A 24,074-nucleotide genomic window follows, 5' to 3' on the forward strand; every position below is an offset into this window, starting at 1 on the left:
ATCTAACCAGTAACAATGAACACTTTCCTCACTATTGTTCATTGTAATTCCTGCCATGGCATTTTAATATTAAGGTATAGATGGTCAACACGGTGTTCATTACAGTGTTTGATTAGGAGGCGTTTTTTGATGAATCCAACCATTAAAGTGGAGCAGGTTAGCAAGAGCTTTGGAAAGAAGCCTGTTTTAAATGACGTCAATTTGACGATCGAAAAGGGGCAATTATACGGTCTAATTGGTCCATCGGGTGCAGGAAAAACCACATTAGTTAAAATGATTGTTGGCATGGAAAAATCGGATCGAGGATCGATTCATGTATTAGATGTACCGATGCCAAATCTCGGTTTGCTGCAGGAAATAGGTTATATGGCGCAATCCGATGCCTTGTATGTTGAGCTGACCGGTGAAGAAAATCTTAAATTTTTTGCTTCTTTATATAAGCTTAATAAAGAAGAACAGAAGAAGCGAATTGCTTATGCGGCGGACTTAGTCAACCTGACGGGTGATCTTAAGAAACGTGTGGCGGCTTATTCTGGCGGGATGAAGCGGCGGCTTTCCTTGGCGATTGCGCTCATTCAGGATCCGAAAATTTTAATCTTGGATGAACCAACTGTAGGGATTGATCCCGAATTAAAGCTGTCGATTTGGAATGAACTATTACGCCTAAAAAATGAGGATGAAAAAACGATAATTGTGACCACCCACGTGATGGATGAGGCCGTTAAATGTGATTATATCGCCATGGTTCGCGACGGCCGCATTTTGACAAACGGTACGCCAAATGAGTTAAAAGCATTATACGGTACGGATGATTTCGATGAGGTTTTCCGGAAAGCCGGGGTGAAGCAGTCATGAGAACGATGGCGCTTATCAAAAGAATCATAAAGCAAATGGTTCGTGACAAACGAACGCTAGCCTTAATGTTTGTTGCACCGCTGTTGATTTTGACCTTGATGTACTTTTTATTTAATGGGAATACAGTTGAACCGAAATTAGGCGTATCGGGTGTGGATAGCAGTCTTGTAGAAGCGTTAAAGAATGCCGATATAAAGGTAAAGGTATATGAGAATGCAACAAAAGATACAGTAGTGGATGACGACCTGAACGGGCTCTTGGTCCAAGAAGACGGGCAAATAAAATTGACACTTCAAAATGATGATCCTACGTCAGCTAAAGGCTTGCAGGCAAAGGTTAATCAAACCGTTGTGGCCATTGCGGAGTCCAAGCTGATACAGCAAAATCCGGCACTGGCAGGCATGATGCCTAAAAAGATTGAAACAAACTATGTTTATGGAAATAAAGATACGGTCTTTTTTGATGTGTTAAGCCCGATTTTAGTTGGATTCTTTGTCTTCTTCTTTGTATTCATCATTTCAGGGATTGGCTTATTGCGCGAGAGGACAACAGGAACATTGGAACGGTTATTGTCGACTCCAATTCGCAGGGGAGAAATTGTTACAGCTTACCTCGCCGGTTATGGCATGTTTGCGGTGATTCAAACATGTATCGTCGTTTTTTATGCAGTTAATGTTTTGGATATCGTGCTGGTCGGATCGATTTGGAATGTCCTTCTGATTAATTTGCTGTTAGCATTGGTCGCTCTTTCTTTAGGTACCTTGTTATCAACTTTTGCCGCTTCTGAATTTCAAATGATGCAGTTTATCCCCATCGCGGTTGTTCCACAAATCTTTTTTGCCGGGATATTCCCGCTTGAAGGAATGGCCGATTGGCTGCAGGTGATTGCAAAGCTGTTCCCAATGTTTTATGCAGGGGACGCTTTAAGGGGTGTTATGTATAAGGGTTTTGGTTTTAGTGAAATCAGCGGTGATCTTTTGGCTTTGGTCATTTTCGCATTGATTTTTGTCATTTTAAATATCTTATCTATAAAAAAATACCGGAAATTATAATAAAGAGAGGGGATGATTAATATAATCATCCCCTCTAGTTTTTTATCGGATTGTTTTTAATGCGCCGCTCCAAGAAACGACTTCGTCAAGCATAGCCGTTACATTTGTAAGGTGTAATTCAGCTGGCTTGAATTCACTTCCGTTAACGAAATCAGTGAATAATGACAATGTTGGATGTGTACGAACATCAGCCACTTTTAATTCTCCAAGGATGCCGCGTAAGTGTTCAGCCGCACGCGCTCCTCCAGTTGATCCATAGCTGACGATTCCAGCAGCTTTGTTATTCCAAGCTTCACGGGCAAAATCAAGGGCATTCTTTAATGCACCTGTGATGCTGTGGTTGTATTCTTGAACGATGAATACAAAACCATCAAGGTCAGCAAGCTTTTGGTTCCATGCAGCAATGCCTGGTTCAGAACCGTCAGTTGTGCCTAAGAATGGTAAATTGAAATCTGCGATATCGACGATTTCGTAATTAGCATCGCCGCGTTTGTCAGCAATTCCTTTAACCCATTCTCCCACTTGTGGGCTTACGCGTCCTTGACGAGTGCTTCCTAAAATAATACCAATGTTTAATTTTTCCACAGTTTTTTCCTCCTCGGATGTTTTTCCAAATAATTTATCTAATAATCCCATTATTAGCACCACCTAAAAGTGAAAATCTCAAATTAAGATATTTTAATTCAACTAATCTCAAATTTAAATATCTTTAATTCAAAGTAATAATATGATATTTTTCTCATTTTGTCAACCATTTTTAACTTATAAAAATACTCGGAATTCGTGCTGAAAGAATTCCAGCAACTTTAGATCCTGTTAAGGGGATTAAAAAAATAAAGGGCAGAATCACTGATGGTGATTTCTGCCCTCATATTGTTAAGTTTTTTTTTAAATGGTATGGTAGTGGAAATTACAACATCCTTATGCCTCATTAACGATAAACGAAGCAGTAATGCTGTTTGATTGTGCAATAAGTTATGCCACTATTTTTTAGGAATAAATTGAGGTATAACAATATGGCTATTTTAATAATGATACCGGAATATAAAAAGGGCTGCCGGAAGCAGCCCTTTCTTTATCCAATTTTTTCATCATACCTGCGTTCATCATGTACGAAAAGAATCCCCAGCTCGTGGTGATCCCCCTCAAATAAAACACGCTGAACGAAGCGAATTTCGCCATTTGTATCCAGAACATCGAGTTTGCAATGGGCACGATTTTTTTGCAGGGCTTCGTAAAACTCTTTTTCATCAAGAACCAATACTCCGTTGACTTTTGCGATGATTTCCCCGGCCTGAAGTCCCATTTTATCTGCAGGAGATTCCGGTATAATCCCGATAATCATCAGGCCTTGATTTTTTTTCGAAAAATAAAATGGCAGCCCTTCATCCTTCAAATAAGCAAATAATGCTAAAGATTCACGACCAATGATAGCCAGTGAGGCAACCACAATGCCGAATAGCGGATTCCAATAGCCAGCTGCGGAAAGGATTGTAACCAGGACTCCAAGGGTGATAACTCGCCGGCCATAGAGCTCGACCGCTTCTTTTGGCAGTGTCCCTTTAATTTGTTGGTGAAAGCCAATCGCAAATGGAACAAGAATAAGCGAAAATTCCTTTGCCCCGATATGAAAGACCGGCCACCATTCGAACGGAAGATGGAGGGTATCACCTGGTACCAGCATAAACAATGGGAGCATCCAGATGCGTTTCACTTCGTGGACACCAATGCTTTGCCCCCGCTTGCTTTTCGCTAGTTTTGGAGAAGTTCCTCTAGTGCCATTTTTTACAATCAAAATCCCTTCCGCGATTAACAAAAGCCCCAATATTACGACAATGGAAGGATACACCTTGTCACCAATCGAATGGAAAGCATCCGAAAACGGGGGAATGGACCAGTTATTTTCCGAAAACAAAATGATTGCAAAAAAGGCTGCACCTACCGTGTAGGCTGGTGATACCCAGCGAACATTTGTTGTAAGAGACCACAAGAACGTAAATCCAGCGATCAGCAAGATTGCGGCAAAAGGTACGGCAATCCCTGCCGCGACCACAATAATAGAAATCACCAGACCAATTAAAAGGCCAGTTGGAAACAACTGCCGGAGCTCGAAATAGGCATCATACGCCCGAATATGGAAATTTTTCCGTTCACGTTTCACCCTCAAGACGCCTAAAATCCCTGCAAGGAAAACGAGATAGTATAAAACAGGATGAAGAAATAACTTGCCTGTCCCTTTAAGAAGCTCTACAAGCCATATTTGCACCAATTCCTGTCACCTGCCTCTATTAAATTTCTAGCATTCTAGTATAAAAAATCTCTTAAAGATTATTTTACCAAATAACACCCATAAAACATATTGCTAGTTTCTAGAAAAATGAAAAAATGTCTTTCTTACTAATTTCCGCCTGGCCATATTGTGGATTTACGAGCATCACCCCTAATTCCCGCGAACTTGGCTGCTATTTCAGTGGAAATTCTCGATAATTCCGCAAAAAACTGCAGTATATTCTGCGAATCCACTAAAATATTAGAATAAAAGACAAAAAAACAGAGGCCAAAAGCCCCTGTATTCTATTTTGTAATCAACCTCAACGCCGTCTGCAGCTGAAGGTCATTTTTCTCTTTTTTCATTTCTTTAATCACAATTTCTTCCAGTTTGGCTGCTGTTTTGCTATCAATTTTCCCGGTTGATGTCAGATTATATTGCTGTTGGAAGCCTTTTACAGCAATTTTCGTTTCGGAACTAAAGTATCCGTCTGTCCGGCCTGGAGCAAATCCAAGGGCGTCAAGAATTTCTTGGGCGCTCTTCACCTGTTCATTGTTCATGTCCTCCACAAGCGGCTTCTCAACCTGTAGCGGATGGGTTCCAAAAATGGCTGGCTGTTTAATGGCGACATCCGGCTTAATGCCTTTTTTATGAATCCAATTTCCATCCGGGGTCAGCCATTTAGCTAACGTTAATTTAATATTACTTCCATCCCCCATTGGTACAGCCTGCTGCACCGTTCCTTTGCCAAAAGTAGTTTCACCGACCAGCTGGTAACCATCGGCCTCCTTAAGAGATCCAGCTAATATTTCCGATGCTGATGCACTGCCCTTGTTTACCAAAACGACAACAGGATAATCCTTCTTTTCGGAAATAGTAGAGAAATAGCGCCTTTTATCTCCGTTTCGTTCTTGTATTTGCACATATGGCTTATCCTTCGGCACAAATTCTTTTAAGATTTCACCAACACTTTCCAAAAATCCACCCGGATTCCCGCGCACATCGATAATCAGGCCTTTGATATGATCGTTCTCCAAAGCCTTTAAGTCCTTTTTAAAATCCGCTGCTGTATCTTCTGAGAATGATGTTACTTCAATATAGCCGACCTTTTTGCCATCATGCTTTTTAACCGAAGCATGAACGGTTTCAAGCGGAATTTCATCTCGCTTCACGTCAATGGTGAGCGGTTCTTTTAGTCCATTACGGGCTATTTCCAGCTTTACGGTGGTGCCCTTTTTACCGCGGATTTTTAACGTCGCCTTATTTAGGTCAAGTCCCTCCACACTCTTGCCGTCTACCTTTAGAATTTGATCGTTTGGCTTAATGCCTGCTTTTTCAGCTGGGGAGTCTTTAAAAGGAGAGACGATAACAATTTTGCCATCCACCATGCCGACCTCAGCGCCGATTCCTTCAAAAGATGATTCTAACGATTGGGTGAATTGCTGGGCTGTATCCTTGTCCATATAAACGGAATAAGGGTCCTTTAAAACGGAAAGCATTCCTTGAATGGCCCCTTCAACCAGTTTGTCACTGTCTACTTTTTCAACGTATCGGCTTGAAATCAAATCATAGGCTTGTTCGACTTTTCCGAGGTCGGCAGTTTCTGTTGCAGAATTTTCGGCTTTATTTTTTGGAGATAGTGCTTGCTCGAGGGCGGAGCTTGTTTGTTTATTTTCAAAAAACTGCATTCCTGCATATGTGCCCCCCGCTCCCGTGAGAAGCGAACCCGTCATTAACAGGGCAATCCATTTTCGATTCATTGAGATCCTCCTCAGCTAAAATGCCTATTTACTATCTATTTTTATATAAAGGCATCATTTTCCTGCCCGATTATTAACATATATGAGCGGAATGGACGAGTTATGAATAGAAATGTGGACGAACTATTAGACGGATTATTAAAAATAAAAAAAAGAAGAAGCAAAAAGCTTCTCCTGTATCTTATTATGGAAGTGGAACAATTCCTCTTGGATCGATGGCATTGTGCTTATCCTGCGTCCACGGACCTTTATGAAGTTCAAAGTGTAAGTGCTGTCCTTCAGATGAACCTGTATTACCCATAACACCGATTTGCTGGCCTTTTTTCACAACAGCGCCATTGCCAACTATCCGTGAGCTCATATGGGCATATACAGTCGTATACACTTGTCCATTAATGGAGTGTGAAACGAAAATACAGTTTCCATAACTGCTAGATAGATAGGATCTAATGACGACACCGTCTGCTGCTGCAACAATTGGTACCTTAGTCTTATTTGCAATATCTACACCATAGTGCATGCCGTCACTTCGCATACCAAAACCTGATGAGGGTCTGCCGACTGCTGGCTGTGTCCAATAGCCACTAGAAATTCCTGGAACTGAACCAGAACTCGCTCCGCCGCCGCTGTTTGAGCTTGAGCTTGTGCTTGAGGAGTTGTTTTTATTGGCTGCTGCTGCTGCCTGTGCTTGTTTTTCTTGTTCTAATTGGATGGCCTTTTTAATTGCTGCCTCTTGTGCTGCCAAGAGTTCTTCCTGCTCTTTCAAGTCCATTACATGTTCATGTTCCTCTTGTTCTTGCTCGACTAGACCGGCTAATAATTTATCTTTTTCCGCCTTTTGAGCAGCCAGCTGCTTGTTCATTTTTTCTAAGTTTGCCACCATGGTTTGCAGGCTGGCAAGGTCTTTTTCCACTTGTGCTTGCTTTGTTTCAAGTTCCTTTTTATCGGCTTCATGCTGCTTTAAAATATCCCGGTCCGCTTGCATGATAGTGGCGACTGCATTGGCACGGTCAATGAAATCACTAAAGCTTTCGGAGCCCATTAAGACATCGAGATAGTTGACCATTCCGCCATTTTCCTGATAGTTGCGTGCACGGTCCTTTAAGAGTATATTTCTCTTTTTAATTCGATCCTTTAAAACCTTTGTTTCTTCTTGAAGTTTTGTAATTTCAACTTTAGTTTTTTCTATTTTGGCCGTTTCATTATTAATCTTATTAGTCGCGTCAGTGATGGCATAGTCCAGGCGCTTCATTTCGCTCTTTACGTCTGCCTGCTGATTTTGCAGGTCACTGATTTTATCATTTGCTGCATTAATTCCTGATTTCACATCGGAACGCTGCTCTTGGATTTTATTTTGGTCGCCTTTTAGTTTGGAGATGGATTCTGCGTTTGTCTTTGCAGGAACTCCCGCAAAAATGGTCCCAAACCCCACTGCGGCAACAGTGGCGAGAGTGATAAATGTTTTCCTCATCTCGATTTCTCCTCCCATTTCTCTATGTACAGGTAAATCGTTCTTTATCTGTTTGTTTGTTTGTTTTTTAACGAAGAAATCAGGAAGGGCCTCGTAGTAAGCCCTCCCTGATGATTTTTAAACCTTGGGTCTTTTAAACTTAGTAGTTGATTTGCGCTTCAATCCACTGTGTTAAAAATCAACATGGCCTTTAAAGCAGCCTAAACCTTTAAAAACTTCCTAACGGACATGACGCTTCCCCATACTCCTATCAAGGCCCCCATTAAAATGAGGATGCCGGAAACCTGATAGACGAATGGATCGAAAGGCAGAACTTTAATAAACGTTCCCTGAAGCTTTGGTCCGATATAGTCATAAGCACGATAGTAGGCAATTGCGATCAGGATAATCGGTAATATGGAACCAAGAATACCGAGCCATAAACCTTCAAGGAAAAATGGCCAGCGAATAAAATTATTCGTCGCTCCTACTAATCTCATAATCTTAATTTCTCTGCGTCTAGCAATAATCGTAATTTTAATGGTGTTAGAGATTAAGAATATCGCTGTAAAGAATAAGCCGATAATTAAGACAACCCCGACATCTCGGCTTGCCTTGATAAATTTAAATAATTTTTCAACCTTGCCCTGCCCGTATTTTACTTTTGCCACGAAATTGTCTTTTTCTATTTGTTTCGCAACCTTCATGGTATCTGTCGGTTTTTTCGTTTTTACGATAAATACATCGTTTAGCGGATTATCCTGTTCAAATAGCTTAAAGGCCTTTCCTTCTTCACCAAGGCTCTGCACTAAGTCTTTTAATTCTTGTTCCTTTGGCGAGAATTTGACACTTTTTACTTCAGGTATCTTTTCAATCTCACTTTTTAATGCTTGCTGATCTTGTTTGTTGGCAGCCACGTCGATGTGAACGCGGATTTGCACGTCCTCTTCAATGGTCTCAGCCACTCTATTAAGATTCATCATAATAACGAAAAAGACGCCGACTAAAATTAATGTAACGGTAACGGCACTAACGGATGCAAAAGTCATCCAGCCATTTCTGCCAATGCTTTTTAAGCTTTCGCGGGCGTGACGGCCAATTGTTCTAATTTTCATAACCGTAATCACCTTTCTGCTCATCACGTACGATTTTTCCGCCTTCGATAGCGATCACGCGATGCCTTAATGTATTAACGATTTCCCTGTTATGGGTTGCCATCACAACCGTTGTTCCTCTTTCATTTATCTCTTCAAAAATCTTCATAATTTCCCATGACGTATCCGGATCCAGGTTTCCAGTAGGCTCGTCTGCAATAACTACTTTCGGTGAGTTGACGATGGAGCGAGCGATGGAAACACGCTGCTGCTCACCGCCGGAAAGCTCGGAAGGCAGCATTTTAATCTTATGTTTTAGATTCACAAGGTCAAGAACTTCCATGACTCGTTTTTTAATATACTTTGGCTGTGCTTCAATTACTTCAAGAGCAAAAGCTACATTTTCATAGACTGTAAGAGTTGGAAGCAACTTAAAGTCCTGGAAAACAACACCTAGATTCCGTCTGAAAAGCGGAACCTTTTTCATTTTTAATTTTGCTAAGTTTACACCATTCATCATGATGGTTCCTGAGGTTGGTACCTCCTCACGGTACATCATTTTAATGAAGGTCGATTTCCCGGCACCACTTGGACCAACAACATAAACAAATTCGCCCTGGTTAATCCGGACATCTATTCCATTAACGGCCGTTACGCCGTTCGGGTACTTTTTATATACCTCTTGCAGTTCTATCATTTATATCACCTAGTTTTAAAGTTATTTTAGAAAATTCGACAAAAATCTTCTTTTATTTTCAAAAGCAGCCAAAATACAAGACAATGTGCGCAAAATTTCGCATGATATTATTATAACATCATAAATCGCCAAAAAAAGCGGTAAAAATATTACAGTTTCTTTTCAAAGAATACAAAGTCCGCCATGTTTATCTAGTATTACGGCCTTTTTTAACAAAAGGATACGGCTGTTTTGTCGATTTTTTTTGCTTGCATATTTATTCAGTAGGCAAGAAGGACTATTCATTTTATAGGGAATTGGGGATTTCGCGGGAGGGAACGGGGATTCCGCGGAATTTAGAATTTATTTCGCCGATTTCCTTCTTTATTTCGCGAACTGCCACAATTTAGATAGAATGAAAAAAACGCTCTGCCGATTTCACAGAACGTTTTTCAATGGTTTTATTTTTTTTCTGCAAGCCATGCAGCTACCGTTTCAGCGTCATCACCTTCCACTACGTTAGCTGGCATACCGCCTGACTTGCCATTTTTAAGAATATCTAAAATTTCATCCTTGGAGTATTTAGATCCAATCTTCGTTAAGTCCGGACCCATTGCCCCTTTTAAATCTCCGCCATGGCAGCCTGAGCATTTTTGATCAACAATCTTTGCTGCCTCACCGCCAGAAGCGGTATCCTTGCCATTGTCATCGTCTGAACCGCCGCCGCAAGCAGCAAGTCCCATTACTAAAGATGTCCCCATTAACAACGTTAGTAGCTTTTTCTTCATTATTTTTCCCCCTACAGAAAAAAATTCCATTACTATTATAGTATAAACTAGTACTAAGCCCGTTTGAAACCCTCACCTAGTACCTCAGCAGCATCCATAACGACGACAAATGCAGATGGATCAAGGGTTTTAACCAATTGTTTCAATTTTGTGAACTCCGATTGATCGACCACACACATTAACACGGGACGTTCATTATCGGTAAATCCCCCATGTGCAGAAAGCTTGGTCACGCCCCGTTCCACTTTTTTCAAAATACCTTTCCGGACTTCCTCCTGCTTATTGGTAATAATCATCGCCATTTTCGACCGTCCAAATCCAACCTGTATCAAGTCAATCGTTTTACTTGTCACATAAAGAGCGATTAAAGCATACAGCCCTTTTTCGATATCGAATACGATGGCAGCAGTCAGAACAATAACGCCATCAATCAAAACCACACATCTACCCAACGTAAATCCTGTGTATTTATTAATAATCTGAGCTGCTAGATCCGTTCCGCCAGTTGATGCTTTCCCTCTAAAAACAATCCCGAGACCGAGACCGACACCAATTCCGCCGAACAAAGCTCCAAGCAGCGCGTCATGTGTCCATGGTTCTATATTTTTTGTAGCGAATACTACCATCGGTAGAAAGATTGTTCCAACTAACGTTTTTACCCCAAATTGCTTTCCTAATAAAATAACGCCGGCAATAAATAGTGGAATATTAAATGCCCACTGGACATAAGCGGGCTCCCAGCCAAGGACTGTTTTCAGAATCGTACTTATGCCGCTGACACCGCCAGAGGCAATTTGGTTTGGCAAAAGGAACACGTTAAAGGCAAACGCAATGATTGCGGAGCCGATTAGGACAAATAGATAATCAATTGCCACTCTCGTTTTCGGATATGTATCGGTGATTTTGCTTAAAATATTCATGATTGCTTTCTCCTCTAAAATTCTTCATTTCACTGACCGAGAGTGAGTATAGCATGACCCATTTAGGCTGTAAATGGCATTGGGCTACCGCGATAAAGGATTAAAATTATATTTAGCATTTGCAATAATTGTGATTTTCATAAAGCTTTACATAAGGGAATTTTTTGTCGGAATTAATTTTTAATATGCTATAATTTGTAAAAAGGAGGTGAGTAAGGATGGAGCACTTGTTAAAACAAATGATGGAACAAATGAACCAGCGGTTTGATACAATTCAGAATCGGCTCGACGTCATGGACCAGCGGTTTGACGCAATTGAGAATCGGCTCGACGGCATGGACCAGCAATTTGTGGGGATCAATCAAAGGTTAGATAACGTTGATATGAGTATTCAAACTCTTAAGGACACAGTTGAAAACAATGCCTCTGAGTTTAGAAGTCATTTTAGACATATTGAAAACAAATTAGAGGACCACGATAAGATGTTTGAGCTAGTATCAGAAGAGATGAGGCGTGGTAATTGGATGTAATTTTAGAATGAACCCCTTAGAAGACTTCAAAAACACCCTCAATTCCTCCAAGATCGGCAAAAATCACAAAAAGTATAGCCTTTGCCGAACCTATCGACAAAGGCCTTAATATTTATTATGAAATTCTCGAACGCAAGTAAGCGTTTATAAACTGATCTAATTCCCCGTCCATAACAGCCTGAACGTTACCACTTTCCGTACTGGTTCGGTGATCCTTTACCATCGAATAAGGATGGAAGACATAAGAACGGATTTGACTCCCCCAGCCGATTTCCTTTTGTTCACCACGAATTTCCAATAGCTCTTGTTCCTGGCGCTCAATTTCTCGTTGATAGAGCTTGGCCTTTAGCATTTTCATGGCCGCTTCACGGTTTTTAATTTGCGAGCGCTCTGACTGGCATTGCACTACCACACCTGTTGGAAGGTGAGTAATCCGCACCGCTGAATCCGTCGTGTTGATATGCTGTCCGCCCGCGCCAGTCGCACGATACGTATCAATTTTTAAATCCTCTGTCCGGACCTCAATTTGAATATCATCATTCATTTCAGGCATCACTTCACAAGAGACAAATGAAGTATGGCGGCGGCCTGAGGCATCAAACGGCGAAATCCGTACAAGCCGGTGAACCCCTTTTTCTGCTTTTAAATAGCCATAAGCATTATGACCTTTAATCGACAGCGTCACACTTTTTATCCCCGCTTCATCGCCAGGCAGGTAATCCAGTGTCTCCACTTTAAAGCCCTTCTTTTCTGCCCATCGTGTATACATCCTTAATAGCATTGATCCCCAGTCCTGTGATTCCGTTCCACCAGCGCCAGGGTGGAGCTCTAAAATCGCATTACTTTTATCATACTCTTCACTTAAAAGAAGCTGCAGTTCAAATTGATTTAAGCGCCCAGTTAACTGAAGAAGCTCGTCTTCAAGCTCCGTACGCAGCTCGGCATCATTTTCTTCTTTGACAAGCTCATAGGTCAGTTCCAAGTTTTCTAATGAGTCATTCAATTCATTGAACTCATTCACCTGTTCTTTTAAACCGTTAGCTTCACTGATAACCGTTTGTGCAGCCTGCTGATCATTCCAAAAATCAGGATGAAGCATGGCATCCTCTAGCTCAGCGATTCTAGCTTCCTTATTTTCCAGGTCAAAGAGACCCCCTAAAGTCCGCCAATTTCTTAGCTGTTTTTTCAAGTTCATTCCGAATTTCTGCTAATTCCATTTTCGTCACCTCTATAAAAATAAAAATCATATCCTGTATTTAGTTTATTTTGAAGGCATCGCTCAGTTCCCTATCCATTATAGCGTGATTACCGTATAAAATTCAAAACTTGACCGCCTGATAGTAAAAATACTTCGTATATTTCATCTATCATCCTGTTAAAAATGGTACTATTAAATAAGAACATATTGGACGAAATGCACTTAAATTCTTTTAGTTTTCTACATAGCATTTTCACAAAAATTGGGAGACAAAGGAGCGGAGTGAGTTGGAGAAAATAAACCGGAATGACCCTTGTCCCTGCGGCAGCGGGAAAAAGTACAAAAAGTGCTGCGGCGCAACCGAAGCTATTTCTATCACGCAAATCCTTGAAGGGGAAATTGATGACCTGCAAAAGCAGCTGATTCATTTTGCTGTCTATCACTATGGACATGACATCCAAGAGGATTTTGAAGACTTTGGGACTTTCACTGACATTGATAATGAACAGGAATTGCATTTCTATGAATTGATCCATACCATTTGGTTTTCGCTTTTTGAAGAATTAGAAGACGGAAATACAATAGTTAAGAAATTCATTGCTTCGGAAACTAGCAAAATGAAGCGGCCGAAACTGAAGCAAATATTACAAACCTGGACGAATGCCAGAACCATTGCCGGGCAGGTCATTACCCTGGAAAATAACAAAATTACTGTAGAGGACGGGTTTACCGGTGAACAATTGGATGCGGTCGTTACGGGCATGCCGGTTACGATTGAGGAAGGCTCCTTCTTCGTTGGAATCTTGGTTCCCTACGAACAAAACTATGTCTTTTTCCCATCCCCATTTGATTTGCCGGATATAGAACCCGAACATGCCTTCCAATATATTGAGGAAGGCAGCATAGAGGCTGATTATGACTCACCACAAGATTACCTCACTGATTTTTTCATGGAGGTCTTGAATGAACTTCCGATGATAGGCGGCCTGCTTGATATTGACGAAATGGAATGGCCGGCACCGATTTATAAAGAAGTTGCGGATATTTTCAAAAACAGGCTAGAGGCCTTGGGAGTGCCGACTCCGATTGTCGATACCGGCGTAATTCTTTGGCTGAATTTTTGCCTAAAAAAACAAAAGCGAATTCAAAATCCCTATCTTTATGTAGCTGCCCTGCATTATTTACTTTCTACCATCGCTCCTATGGAAAAAGTGTTTACCCAAAAGAAATTAGCTGAACTTTATGGAGTTTCCCCAGGAGGTATCAGCTCAATTTATTCGGAGCTAGAATCTGCACTATCAATGGAAATCGCTGAGCTGATGGGACTCGTATTCAACGCCGACGAAGACCCGCCATTTAAGGAAGCAACCGTGATTGAGTTTCCTAAAAACCAGGGTATACATGTGGTTGAATCAAATGTGCAGACATTGCCAAGTGTTGAAAAGACTGCTAAAAAAGTAAAAAGCACTTCGGGAAAGATATCGAGATCCGCTCAAGAACGAGCTAGAAACATCATCTACGATGCCATGCAGACTGAAGGAAAACATCGATATAAACTAGCTGAAGAAGCACTAAAGCTTAATCCAAATTGTGCAGATGCCTACGTCATTCTCGCAGAAAAAACAAAGAGTCTTGAAGAAGCGATTCTACTTTACGAAAAAGGAATTCAAGCCGGAGAGAGAGAACTAGGCAAAGCCTTTTTCAAAGAAAACACAGGCTCCTTCTGGGGCTTAATCGAAACAAGACCGTTCATGCGGGCAAAGCAGCATTATGCCGAAGCTCTTTCTCTTTTAGGAAAAATCGCTGAGGCAGCGCAGCAATACGAAGAGTTGCTTGAGCTAAATCCAATGGATAACCAAGGTGTACGTTACTCTTTGTTTGTGGCATATGTCGATTTAGGCGAAATAGATAAGGCCCGAGCTTTGCTTGCACAATATGAAGAGGAAACAGCACAGTATTACTTCAATAAGCTGTTGATTGATCTTTACGATAATGGTTTTACTAAAAATGCAGTCATGCTTCTTATGCAAGCTAAGAAAGCGAACAAGCATGTCATTGCTTACTTAACTGGCAGAAAGCGACTCCCAGCCTATGCTCCTGAGTTTTACGGGTTTGGTGATGAGAATGAAGCGATTGTTTATGCGGATATGCATTTGCATTTGTGGAGGAAGATCGAGGGGCTGCAGGAGTGGTTGAAAAATAAAAAGGCCTGAAAAACTGAATTTGCACTGAAAATATTTTGTCCCAAGTGAAACTCCTTCACTTGGGACTTTATTTTGGATAAAACAATTTTACCTTAATCTTTTGGAATGCTGCATAAATTTGTGTATTATTCGGATGTATGACATTTTTTTACAATCACACTATAAAAACACTAAGTATTCTTAATAATGAACCAATCGTTTTTAATTAGGCATAATATATAGAAGGCAAGAGATATGTAGAATTGGGTCGCAATAAAAAGAACTTTCTTTCTGCAAAAGATAACATTTTTTTACAGAAAAGAAAAAGGAGGAAGCACCTCTCTTTTTATAAGAATTAAAAAAATCGAGAAATGGGATCTCGATTTTTTTAGCTTTTATGGTGCTGTTCCAGTGTCTATTGGTGTTGTTCCTGTTCCTTCCGGTGCCGTGCTTGTTCCTCCTGTTGGAGTACTTGTTCCTTCCGGTGTCGCGCTTGTTCCTGCTGCTAGAGTACTTGTTCCTTCCGGCGTCGTGCTTGTTCCTCCTGCTGGAGTACTTGGTGCTGCAGATGTTGTACTTGTTCCTCCTGAAGGAGTACTTGTTGCTTCTGACGCTGTATTTGTCCCCCCTGATGGAGTGCTTTTTGCTTGGAGCTGAGGTGTCGCGACTGGCAATTGTCTATTAGATGCCTTAGGCGCATGAGCCGCTTCCATAAATGTTCCTGATGTACTGTGACAAGCAGAGCATTTTTCCGAGCTGGTTAATTCATGACCTTGTGATGGCAGCCCAGCAGCTAATCCAAATATGGAAGTATTAGATGCATTATGACATTTCATACAGAATTCCCGTTCTTTTGCTGTATCCCAACTCATTCCTGTGGTAAAGCTGAATACTGCATCCTCTTGATTTTCATGGCCGTATTTTGATTTCAATAGATAAAGATTTTTTGAACCATGGGTTTGATGACACTCGGAACATGGTATATTTCCATTAAGTATGCTGCCGTCCATTGCTGTAATTAAATGTTTTGAAGTGGAATCGTTATAGTATGTTAGGATATCCTTTGTCCCATCTTTAGCTTCCTTCTGTTCGTTGTGGCAGCTAAAACAGAGGTCGTAATCTTTGATATTACCTTTGGATGAAAGCTTTCGATAATGCATTACACGGTAGGCATCTGGATTATTAGGATCATTTAGTTGTTTTACCAAGTCTCTTGCTAGATTTTTGTAATAATTGGTGTTTAATTCATGGCATTTTTCACAGAGCTGATATCGGCTGTCGACTTCGCCAACTTTTACTCCGTCCACCTTATCTTCGTCTTTATGTTTGTATACATAATGGTCCATCAAAAAATTAGGATTCTCCATACTCCAAGTAAGATGCGGATTGTGGCAGGATGTACAAGATCCGGCCTTTGAATGGTGGTCAGAACTTTGTGTTTCGTGCTTTGATAAACTATCAGAACCATAGTTTTCAGGCATAGGAGCTGCAGTAGTTCCATCATGGCAAGCCATGCAGTAGCTATCCATCAGTGATTGATCCTTTGGAGAATATGTACTTTTTGGACTTTCTAAATTTGAACTTTCTGACACGTGGGTATTATGGCAATTTATGCAAGTATTTACATTGTTTGTATAGTACCCATGGGGCTGTTTATCCGAATCAGCCGGGTATATATCTATATCGGCATCATTAACTGTACTGCTAACAGTGGTAAATTTCTTAATAACAGGGAAAACAGCATTGCCTGCGTCATCAGTTAATGATGAGTTAAACATAATGTAGTAGGTGGTACTTGGTGTTAAGTCCTTTAGTGCAAAAACAATTTGTTTTTGGTCATTTACTGAAATCGTTCCATTGACATTACCTTTTTTATTAAAAACAGTTAGCGGGTTTGTAAAATTTTGATTATCTAAAACGTCGTTATCTAGCAGATCAATTGTTATAGTTGGGTTTAAAGAAACTCTTGTCATATCATCTGTTTTTATGAGATCCACTTGTTTAGTTACTTCTTCTTTTGTGTTTCTGTCTTTTGATAGAAAGACAGAAATATTTAAAGCTTTTACATGGGGACGAGTGTTATCCACCGGTACCGTTTTTATATTTCCAGCAGTATCAGTGGCTTTAATAAAGAGGGAATTTATCTTAACAGACAATTGACCACTATAAGTCCAAGTACCATCAGTAGTTGGCACTATTGTTTGAACAAGTTGGCTATTTTCATCAACTAATTCGAGTAATATTTGACCCGATGGAGTTTGATTATCAGACACTTTACCAGTGATATTGGTGATTCCATCCACAACTTTAATATTGCCTATTGAGACTGCTGTTGGAGGAGGAGTATCCGTGATTACTTCAGCTAAGGCTTGTATCGGGAGAAGCAGGGAGAAGGCCAATAAAAAAAGCGGGAAGTAAAAATAAATCTGGTATTTGTTATTAAAAGACACAATTGGTCACCCCTTTATATGTATCAATTTGTTGGCAGCATGCAGAGGAATTTTAACAAATTTCACCTGTTCAATATGTAGTAATCCTATTATCTACATTAATATTATACTTTTATTAAAAATGAAATTGGGTAACAGTTCTGTGAAAGAAGATTGACAGATTTGTGAAGCTAATAATTGACAATATTGTGAACAGGTGTTTTAATAAAAATAGAATAACAGCCCACCAAGGTGAGCTGTCATCTTTAACTTAAATATTCCATTCGGGGCTATCAAATAGTGCAGCTATTTGGTAGCTTTTTTTAATAGTCGAACTCAACACCGTTACGATCTGTATCGATACCAGGAGTTGGGTTGTATTGGTAAGTATCTGTATTTCTTGTTCCTTCAGAGTGTGAAGAAGTATGACATGCCCAACATACAGCCATGTTTGTGTATCGTTTTAAGGCAGAAGATGGGTTCTTATCCAATAGATACTCTTTAACTGCTCCGGCACGGTCAGTTGCACCAGTGAATGGATAGTTAGTTGTATCAGCCAAGATTTGGTCGTAAGTTAAACCACGAGCATCACGCATAACAGTTACGTCTGTACCGTGAGCATAGTGGCATCGTACGCATGTGTAGCTATCAGAAGTTGTAGTGTGGCGGTATGCATGATCAAATGTACCAGTTTCTTTACCAGATCCTGCAAGATAGTCAGTGTGACAAGCAGAACAGAATGTAGACATTGCAACACCGCGGTTTGCTACATAACCAGGATTGTTTTGACCATTCGCTAATTTGCTTGCCCATAAAGAAGATGCAGTTGTTGTTGTTACGTTGTTTACATCTGGAGCTGAAACGTCAAGTTTAACAACATAGCCACGTGCAACGTTACCAGAAACTAGTGAATTAACTGTAGCTACTAAAGCAGTTTTTGATGCGGGTACTCCAGCAAATCCATTTCCTAAAATTTCACCTTTTTTAAGTTGGTCAGTATCAAATACTTCTTTACCAGTATTGTCTTTAAATGCAGTCCAGTAGTGTTTTACGTGAGCAGCATCGAAATCATAACCATGTAACCATGGGTCAGTATCATTTACGTATGCAGTGCCATTCCATTTCATTAATTGCAAAACAGTATCACCAGTTGTTAATCCCTTTGCAGAATAAGCAGCTGGAACAGTTGCTCCAATTGTAGAACGATAAAGAACATAGTTAATTGTTACATTAGCGCCAGTTGCGTCTTTATAAGTAACGTCTGCACTACCAACCTTTGCTGAAATATCAGTAACAACAGGTACGTTTTCTAATCTCTTACCGCCTTTATCAGCAGTTAGGTTACCCATTCCATTTGGATCTGGATGTAATAAACGATCAGAGTAAGACCCGTGTGGTGCGTGACAGCTAGCACAAGTGAATTCCGCAGTCCAGTTATCAGTACCGTTCTGATTTCCGCCAGGTGCTGCTGTTAATTGAACTGTTCCGTTAGCTAAGTGAACAGACATGTTACCATCATGTGTTCCGCCGAAAGTACCTGCAGTTGAGGTTGTAGTAGTAGCGCTGCTAGAAAATACGTTATAGAAGCCTAATGTACCATCATGACAAGCAGTACAGGTTGCATATTCCCCATCTTTGAACAATAAGTTTTTAGATGCTCCTGTGTGTGTTTGGTGGCAGCTTGCACAAGAGTTAGTGTTGTTCATGTAAGAACCGTGGGTACGTTGTGTTCCGTGAGAACCATCAGCCTTCATCATGTCATCTGATTTGATAACTTCGCCAAAATTGGCAGAGTTGCCGCCAACACCAGAACCAGTTTTGTTAGCGTTACTTTTATCAACTGTATTGTAATTATTGTCGTTACCTCTATCATCGGTAACTAAACCATTGGTAATATCTGCGGGATCACCAGGCGGTGTCTTAACAGGGTTACTACCAGCCGCAAAAGCTACTGCGCTAAACATCCCTACTAAAAGTAGCGTTAGCAGGAATGAAAAGCTTACTTTAATCTTACTCATTCCAAAAACCTCCCAAAATTTCTCTCTTTTTTCTCTCTCTTTTTGTTTTTAAGAATCTAAAACTATGAAATTACCCGCTTACGATAATTTGGCGCATCACCTCCTTAAGGTACATGATAGGTTAATAGTATAATGCTACACGTTCGTTCAACGTGTCGGTAATATAGACTCGGTCATTGTCATCTACGTATAATCCGTTTGGCAAATAGAACTGTTCATTCTGGTCTCCCATAGAACCGAAGGTAAAGACTTGCTTCCCTTTTTCATTAAATCCATAAATGGTATGAGACAGGTTGTTTACAACGTATAGAATGCCGCGTGAATCAACGCCTATTCCGCGTGGGTTAACGAAAACAGAAGAGCCATTTCCATCTTTTGAACCGTTAATAGTTCTAATGTAATTACCTTTACTGTCGTAGGCTAGGATCCGTTGATTTCCAGAGTCTGAAATAAATAGTTCATCTGATTTTTTGTCTAAAGCAATTGCATTAGGTGCCTTAAATGTGTCCTTATCATTTGCTCCGGCTTTAATTTCCAGAAGCTTTTCACCGCTTAGCTTAAAGACATACACTTTGTTTTGCTGCACATCCGTCACATACAATTTTTCATCATAGATCCGAAGCCCAGCAGGTGATTTTAAGACTTTATCCTTATCCTCAAAATATTTAATAAACTTTCCTTTTGGTTCAAAAATAGAAATTTTTCCGTTATATAAATCAGCAACGTACACATTTCCTTCTTTATCACCGGTAATACCGTAAGGGAATTTAAAATCCCCTTTTCCCTCTCCTTCCTTTCCAAACTTAAAGAAGGATGTTCCGGAGGTATCAAAAACTTGGACTCTCTTATTATTAGTATCTGAGACATATAGAAACTCACCAATTTTGGCAACATCCATCGGCTTATCTAAGGAGTTATCAAAGTCCCCATAAATTAACTGGCTGAAGGTTGGGGGTGCATTTGGATCTATTACATTTGGTGCCTTTTTTACAACAGATTGCATATTTAAGAAGTAGATGGCGGCATAAGCTGCAATGGTTAAAATAACAATCCCGCTCATCAACTTATAGACCGTTTTTTTCTTCATTGGTTTTCAACCCCTTTAGCTATTTTTGGCGACTCTTTTGAGTCCATCTAATGCTGGTTTGTACATAGGGTCATAATTAAGTGCATCTTTGTAGATTTGCTCAGCATTCTTTTTATCACCTTGGTCTTCTGCCACACGGCCGATTTCATAAATAATGTCGGTATTAGCGGGCATTAGCTTGTTCGCTTCATTCAGTGCTTCAATGGCATCTTTATACATTTTAAGCTTCCGATAGGACATTCCCTTTAAAAGATGACCTTTGTAATCCTTTGGAGATATATCAGTTGCCTTTTGGGCCATCTTCACTGAGTCATTGAGTCTATTTTCTTTGTTATAGACAAGTCCAAGATTAAAGTAGGCATCGAAATAGTTTTTATCTAAATCTAGAGCCACTTTATATTCTTTAATTGCTTCATCGTTATCATTATTTAAAAAGTAGGCATAACCAAGACTTACATGCGACTTTGGATCATTTGGTTTTTTGTCTACTGCTGTTTTTGCAGCTTCTAATTGCTGCTTGAGCTGATCCTGATCGTAATTTGACCACAAATACTTGCTGCTTACGTAATACCCTGCTCCTATTGAAATGACTAAAGTCATTGTTAAGATGAGAATTGTTTGCCACCATTTAAATTTTTCGTTCTTTTGCTTATTCGTTTTTTTCTTCTGTTTTTCAGGTTCTTGTTCCGAATGTGTTTCTTGTTCTTGATTGAGTGGTTTATCTAAAGCTTCCATATGAACCCTCCTAATCTAGCAAATGTGCTTATTGTTTATGGCAGGCAGAGCATGTCCTTTTAACGTGACAGGTATAACAAAAATCAGTAACCTGCTGATTAGCTGATAATGGCACCGGATGCCTTTCTTTATCAAATCCCTTATGCATTGCCGGGTGACAGGAAGAGCATGCAACCATTGTTGTTTTTACCCCGCCAGCTGCTTGATAGTTATGACACGCTAAACATTGTTGTTTATCCTTTGCTGACTGATTACCGTGATCCATCATCCAACGCTGAGTATGACTGGCAGGGCGTTTGCTATGGCAATCCTTACAAAAGGTATTATCTTTTGCGTAATCATAATGGCTCTTTTTCTTTTGGTCTGTTACGGTATCCTTGTTAAGATATTTTGTTAAGGTTGGAACATCATCATAGCCTTCTACTGGAACTGCGGACATATCTTTATGGCACTGGTTACATTTCTGTAAATCCTTTGCAGCTAATTTTCCATGTGTTTTTGTAGAAAAATCAGCCTTTTTATGATTTTTTGGAACCATTCCTGTCGTATGACAGGTTTTGCATTCGGTTGAAACTTTTCTTGCCTTATGACACTCCATACATGTATCCATATCAGGCCGAATAAATTTGATGTCCGCCATTGCCGCTTTTCCTATTTTGCTGTCCCATTTATCCAAGTCTGTTAAGAAGGTCATTTTTCGATCGGCGACTTTGCCGTGGGCAACGCCGCTATGACACTGGACACATTCAACTCCTTTGTTTTTATGCTTATCATGTGGGATGATGATATCACCTGAGGGAGTGAATTCACGTGTATAAACATTGTGGCAGCTCTCACAGGCACTATCCTTTATTTCATTCGGCATTCTTATTGGTGCAGCAGAGGTCCCAGATGATTGTTTTTTTAATTTTTCTACTAACTCTCCAGCTTTATCTTTCGCTAAATCTTTGTACACCGTGTCGGTATGACAGCTGGTGCACTCTACTTCGCTGTGCGCGGAGGCTTTCCACGTGTAGTATTCTGGTTTCATCTCATGGCAGGATGAGCAAACCTTTGAGCTTGACGTTGCTTCTAGCCCTGAAAATCCCAGAAAGAAGAACAGGGCTAGAAAAAACAAAGTAAGCGTCAGAAATTTAAATCCTTTATAGCGAAATCGGGGAGGGGCCGGCATCTCGGGTAGTTCTTTTTGTTCTTCATCCATAATTGAGACCCTCCTATTAATTTATTAATCTTTTACATCTGATTTAAAGCCAGTTCTGTGGCAGTATTCGCAATAAACATCTGTTGGTGCTTTTGCTGTTGTAAACCCTGGGACTGGTTTTTGTTGATCGTGGCAGACAAAACATTCTGCTTTTTGATCGGCTGTTTTTGCTTTAGATGCATGAGCTGTCAGCCATTGATCGCTCTTTACGTGTCCAGGAGGTCGGTTACTGTGACATGCACTACAGAATTTATTGATTCGCGATTGGTCTTTTACAACAGTGAGGTTAGCTTTATATTTTGTTTTGGACTCTTTCATTTTAAGGAGTGAGATAATGTCTTCTTTTGGAATTTCTCTAACCCATTTAGAATCTTGGTGACAGTTCACACATTTATCTAACTCGTTAACAGCCGTTCCGCCGTGTTTTTGGTTCCATTGAGCTGTTTTATGTGACTTAGGAACTTTTACTTTCTTATGGCAGGTTCCACATTCCATCGAAATTTTAACATCCTTTTGTTCTTTGCCGATTGCTTGTAAAATAATATCTTGTGTTTTTTCCTCATGCTCAGCTGCAATCGTTTCTGCATTTTCTCCTTCAGTTTTCAATTCAGTTGCTGCTACAGTTGTTGCTTCAGTGGAGGTTTTTTTTGCAGATTCCTTTGAATTTTCCTCTAATTTTTTCTCAACTTCTTCAGGATTTGGCGGAACACTGTATGCCGCATTTTTCCAAGGCTTCTCGCCGTTGTTTACTTTATCGTGGCAATCAATACATGTTCCCATGTTTGGTCTTAAATATTTCTTTTCCATCATTTTTTCAGCGTTTTCTTTTGTCCACTCGCCGCGAACTTCTTCAACGTTTATTCCGCGGGTAGCCATTTTGGCATGTACAACACCAGCGTGACAGGTAATACAAGGGATCTCTTTTTCAATATGTCCTTTGTGGTTAACCTTCAAGTCACCAGATGCCGTAACAAGACGGTTCTTGGAGTGACATTGTAAACAGTTTTCGTTTGAAACGGCTTCCTCTTCCGTTTGCACAATTTGTTTCGGAACTCCAGTTACGTGGTAGTACACTTCTTTCATGGATTTCATTTTGTGCGTAAGCATGTTTATCGCACCTGGCTTAATATGACACTGTACGCAGGAAATCTGGTTATGGGCACTGGCAGTAAATGTTGAATACTCAGGTGCCATTTCATGACAGCTGGAACAGAATGCAGGCGAGTTTGTTAAAGAAAGAACACCATATCCCCCACCAAAAACAACAATACAACCGATCAGTGAGACAAAAAGTAATTTCCATCTGTTCACTGGATTCTTCCAATCTATATTTCGGAACTTTTGCCAAAGTCTCCGAATAGGGCCAACTTTTTTTCTATCTTCTCTAGTTTCGAGATTATTTTCTTTATTTTTTTTTCCCCAAAAGGCCACTTTTCTCACCCTTCCCATATTGGATTCATTATCTATTTATTTTCCATTTGAACCTCTCTAAAGGTAGTATCTAACATTGCAAAGGGTTATTCCAATGTACAATTTGTGAATATTTTTTCATTCCAATCAGATGGTCCATTATCTCTAAAAACACTGTTAATATGTTGTTTTTAAGGATTACTAAGCACCATGGTCGTAGTGTAATTTTGAATAAAAATTCACTTTTTATTCTTTTTATACATACCTTTAGTGGAGGTTATTACGATTTTAATCTTGCTTACATTGCATTTTCCATAAAAAGCCATCAATCTGTCATATTTGACAAAAAAACGAACTTACCTTTCATGGAAAATTAGTCTTAATAATAGACTGACAATATTTGCTTCTATACCAACATT

The 24,074-nt window shown here is 40.1% G+C and carries 19 protein-coding genes; 4 read left to right on the forward strand and 15 right to left on the reverse strand.

The window, feature by feature from the left end; translation table 11 throughout:
- Positions 1 to 129 precede the first annotated feature (129 nt).
- Both ACIFOT_RS12100 and ACIFOT_RS12105 read left to right on the forward strand, forming a co-directional pair.
- Positions 130 to 855, forward strand: a complete 726-nt coding sequence (locus ACIFOT_RS12100) for an ABC transporter ATP-binding protein (RefSeq protein ID WP_430064745.1) — start codon at positions 130 to 132, stop codon at positions 853 to 855.
- Positions 852 to 1,907 carry an ABC transporter permease gene (locus tag ACIFOT_RS12105; protein ID WP_430064746.1) on the forward strand — a complete coding sequence of 352 codons (1,056 nt, stop codon included), beginning with the start codon at positions 852 to 854 and terminating at the stop codon, positions 1,905 to 1,907. Before ACIFOT_RS12100 ends, ACIFOT_RS12105 begins: the two co-directional genes overlap by 4 nt.
- Positions 1,908 to 1,949: 42 nt before the next feature.
- Here the strand turns inward: ACIFOT_RS12105 and ACIFOT_RS12110 are convergent, their stop codons facing one another.
- From ACIFOT_RS12110 to ACIFOT_RS12145, 8 genes are all read right to left on the reverse strand, one after another.
- Positions 1,950 to 2,543 carry an NADPH-dependent FMN reductase gene (locus ACIFOT_RS12110; protein WP_223592154.1) on the reverse strand — a complete coding sequence of 198 codons (594 nt, stop codon included), beginning with the start codon at positions 2,541 to 2,543 and terminating at the stop codon, positions 1,950 to 1,952.
- A 439-nt stretch (positions 2,544 to 2,982) separates the two neighbouring features.
- A complete protein-coding gene (locus ACIFOT_RS12115) occupies positions 2,983 to 4,176 on the reverse strand; it encodes a PDZ domain-containing protein (RefSeq protein WP_430064748.1) in 1,194 nt (397 codons plus the stop codon).
- Between the two features lie 305 nt (positions 4,177 to 4,481).
- The gene (locus tag ACIFOT_RS12120; RefSeq protein ID WP_430064750.1) at positions 4,482 to 5,936 is read right to left on the reverse strand and encodes a S41 family peptidase; all 1,455 of its coding nucleotides are present in this window, start codon (positions 5,934 to 5,936) and stop codon (positions 4,482 to 4,484) included.
- A gap of 184 nt (positions 5,937 to 6,120) precedes the next feature.
- Complete coding sequence (locus ACIFOT_RS12125; RefSeq protein ID WP_430064752.1) at positions 6,121 to 7,407, reverse strand: murein hydrolase activator EnvC family protein; 1,287 nt, start codon at positions 7,405 to 7,407, stop codon at positions 6,121 to 6,123.
- Positions 7,408 to 7,607: 200 nt separating this feature from the next.
- The gene (gene ftsX / locus ACIFOT_RS12130) at positions 7,608 to 8,501 is read right to left on the reverse strand and encodes a permease-like cell division protein FtsX (RefSeq protein ID WP_430064754.1); all 894 of its coding nucleotides are present in this window, start codon (positions 8,499 to 8,501) and stop codon (positions 7,608 to 7,610) included.
- Positions 8,491 to 9,177 (reverse strand): cell division ATP-binding protein FtsE, encoded by a 687-nt coding sequence (gene ftsE, locus ACIFOT_RS12135; protein ID WP_289988700.1) that lies wholly within the window; start codon positions 9,175 to 9,177, stop codon positions 8,491 to 8,493. Before ftsE ends, ftsX begins: the two co-directional genes overlap by 11 nt.
- Before the next feature lie 440 nt (positions 9,178 to 9,617).
- A complete protein-coding gene (gene cccB, locus ACIFOT_RS12140) occupies positions 9,618 to 9,944 on the reverse strand; it encodes a cytochrome c551 (RefSeq protein ID WP_430064756.1) in 327 nt (108 codons plus the stop codon).
- 53 nt (positions 9,945 to 9,997) lie between these two features.
- Positions 9,998 to 10,864 carry a YitT family protein gene (locus tag ACIFOT_RS12145; RefSeq protein ID WP_430064758.1) on the reverse strand — a complete coding sequence of 289 codons (867 nt, stop codon included), beginning with the start codon at positions 10,862 to 10,864 and terminating at the stop codon, positions 9,998 to 10,000.
- Positions 10,865 to 11,082: 218 nt separating this feature from the next.
- On the opposite strand from ACIFOT_RS12145, the gene ACIFOT_RS12150 reads away from it, so the two are divergent.
- Entirely contained in the window at positions 11,083 to 11,394 is a 312-nt protein-coding gene (locus ACIFOT_RS12150) for a hypothetical protein (RefSeq protein ID WP_430064760.1), read from the forward strand.
- A 115-nt stretch (positions 11,395 to 11,509) separates the two neighbouring features.
- Here ACIFOT_RS12150 and prfB read toward each other — a convergent pair.
- A protein-coding gene (prfB, locus tag ACIFOT_RS12155) for a peptide chain release factor 2 (protein WP_430064762.1) occupies positions 11,510 to 12,611 on the reverse strand; the annotation gives its coding sequence in 2 pieces (ribosomal slippage) (positions 11,510 to 12,538 and positions 12,540 to 12,611; 1,101 coding nt in all).
- A gap of 268 nt (positions 12,612 to 12,879) precedes the next feature.
- Between prfB and ACIFOT_RS12160 the strand changes: the two genes are divergently transcribed.
- Positions 12,880 to 14,805 (forward strand): SEC-C metal-binding domain-containing protein, encoded by a 1,926-nt coding sequence (locus ACIFOT_RS12160; protein ID WP_430064764.1) that lies wholly within the window; start codon positions 12,880 to 12,882, stop codon positions 14,803 to 14,805.
- 365 nt (positions 14,806 to 15,170) lie between these two features.
- Here ACIFOT_RS12160 and ACIFOT_RS12165 read toward each other — a convergent pair whose 3' ends face one another.
- From ACIFOT_RS12165 to ACIFOT_RS12190, 6 genes are all read right to left on the reverse strand, one after another.
- Positions 15,171 to 17,225 (reverse strand): hypothetical protein, encoded by a 2,055-nt coding sequence (locus ACIFOT_RS12165; protein WP_430064766.1) that lies wholly within the window; start codon positions 17,223 to 17,225, stop codon positions 15,171 to 15,173.
- Between the two features lie 302 nt (positions 17,226 to 17,527).
- Positions 17,528 to 19,222: a cytochrome c3 family protein gene (locus ACIFOT_RS12170; protein WP_430064768.1), complete on the reverse strand. Its 1,695-nt coding sequence runs from the start codon at positions 19,220 to 19,222 to the stop codon at positions 17,528 to 17,530.
- Positions 19,223 to 19,343: 121 nt separating this feature from the next.
- Positions 19,344 to 20,309, reverse strand: a complete 966-nt coding sequence (locus ACIFOT_RS12175; protein WP_430064770.1) for a 6-bladed beta-propeller — start codon at positions 20,307 to 20,309, stop codon at positions 19,344 to 19,346.
- Positions 20,310 to 20,324: 15 nt separating this feature from the next.
- Positions 20,325 to 21,044, reverse strand: coding sequence for a tetratricopeptide repeat protein (locus ACIFOT_RS12180; protein ID WP_430064772.1), 720 nt, complete (start codon positions 21,042 to 21,044; stop codon positions 20,325 to 20,327).
- 28 nt (positions 21,045 to 21,072) lie between these two features.
- Positions 21,073 to 22,245, reverse strand: a complete 1,173-nt coding sequence (locus ACIFOT_RS12185; RefSeq protein WP_430064774.1) for a NapC/NirT family cytochrome c — start codon at positions 22,243 to 22,245, stop codon at positions 21,073 to 21,075.
- 24 nt (positions 22,246 to 22,269) lie between these two features.
- A complete protein-coding gene (locus tag ACIFOT_RS12190) occupies positions 22,270 to 23,556 on the reverse strand; it encodes a NapC/NirT family cytochrome c (protein WP_430064776.1) in 1,287 nt (428 codons plus the stop codon).
- Positions 23,557 to 24,074: the final 518 nt, after the last annotated feature.

This window comes from Neobacillus sp. NRS-1170 (assembly GCF_050468025.1).

Coding starts and splice junctions, on each gene's coding strand:
- ACIFOT_RS12100 (WP_430064745.1), top strand. CDS start 130: ATGAATCCAACCATTAAAGTGGAGCAGGTTAGCAAGAGCTTTGGAAAG.
- ACIFOT_RS12105 (WP_430064746.1), top strand. CDS start 852: ATGAGAACGATGGCGCTTATCAAAAGAATCATAAAGCAAATGGTTCGT.
- ACIFOT_RS12110 (WP_223592154.1), bottom strand. CDS start 2,543: ATGGGATTATTAGATAAATTATTTGGAAAAACATCCGAGGAGGAAAAA.
- ACIFOT_RS12120 (WP_430064750.1), bottom strand. CDS start 5,936: ATGAATCGAAAATGGATTGCCCTGTTAATGACGGGTTCGCTTCTCACG.
- ACIFOT_RS12125 (WP_430064752.1), bottom strand. CDS start 7,407: ATGAGGAAAACATTTATCACTCTCGCCACTGTTGCCGCAGTGGGGTTT.
- ftsX (WP_430064754.1), bottom strand. CDS start 8,501: ATGAAAATTAGAACAATTGGCCGTCACGCCCGCGAAAGCTTAAAAAGC.
- ftsE (WP_289988700.1), bottom strand. CDS start 9,177: ATGATAGAACTGCAAGAGGTATATAAAAAGTACCCGAACGGCGTAACG.
- cccB (WP_430064756.1), bottom strand. CDS start 9,944: ATGAAGAAAAAGCTACTAACGTTGTTAATGGGGACATCTTTAGTAATG.
- ACIFOT_RS12145 (WP_430064758.1), bottom strand. CDS start 10,864: ATGAATATTTTAAGCAAAATCACCGATACATATCCGAAAACGAGAGTG.
- ACIFOT_RS12150 (WP_430064760.1), top strand. CDS start 11,083: ATGGAGCACTTGTTAAAACAAATGATGGAACAAATGAACCAGCGGTTT.
- ACIFOT_RS12170 (WP_430064768.1), bottom strand. CDS start 19,222: ATGAGTAAGATTAAAGTAAGCTTTTCATTCCTGCTAACGCTACTTTTA.
- ACIFOT_RS12175 (WP_430064770.1), bottom strand. CDS start 20,309: ATGAAGAAAAAAACGGTCTATAAGTTGATGAGCGGGATTGTTATTTTA.
- ACIFOT_RS12180 (WP_430064772.1), bottom strand. CDS start 21,044: ATGGAAGCTTTAGATAAACCACTCAATCAAGAACAAGAAACACATTCG.
- ACIFOT_RS12185 (WP_430064774.1), bottom strand. CDS start 22,245: ATGGATGAAGAACAAAAAGAACTACCCGAGATGCCGGCCCCTCCCCGA.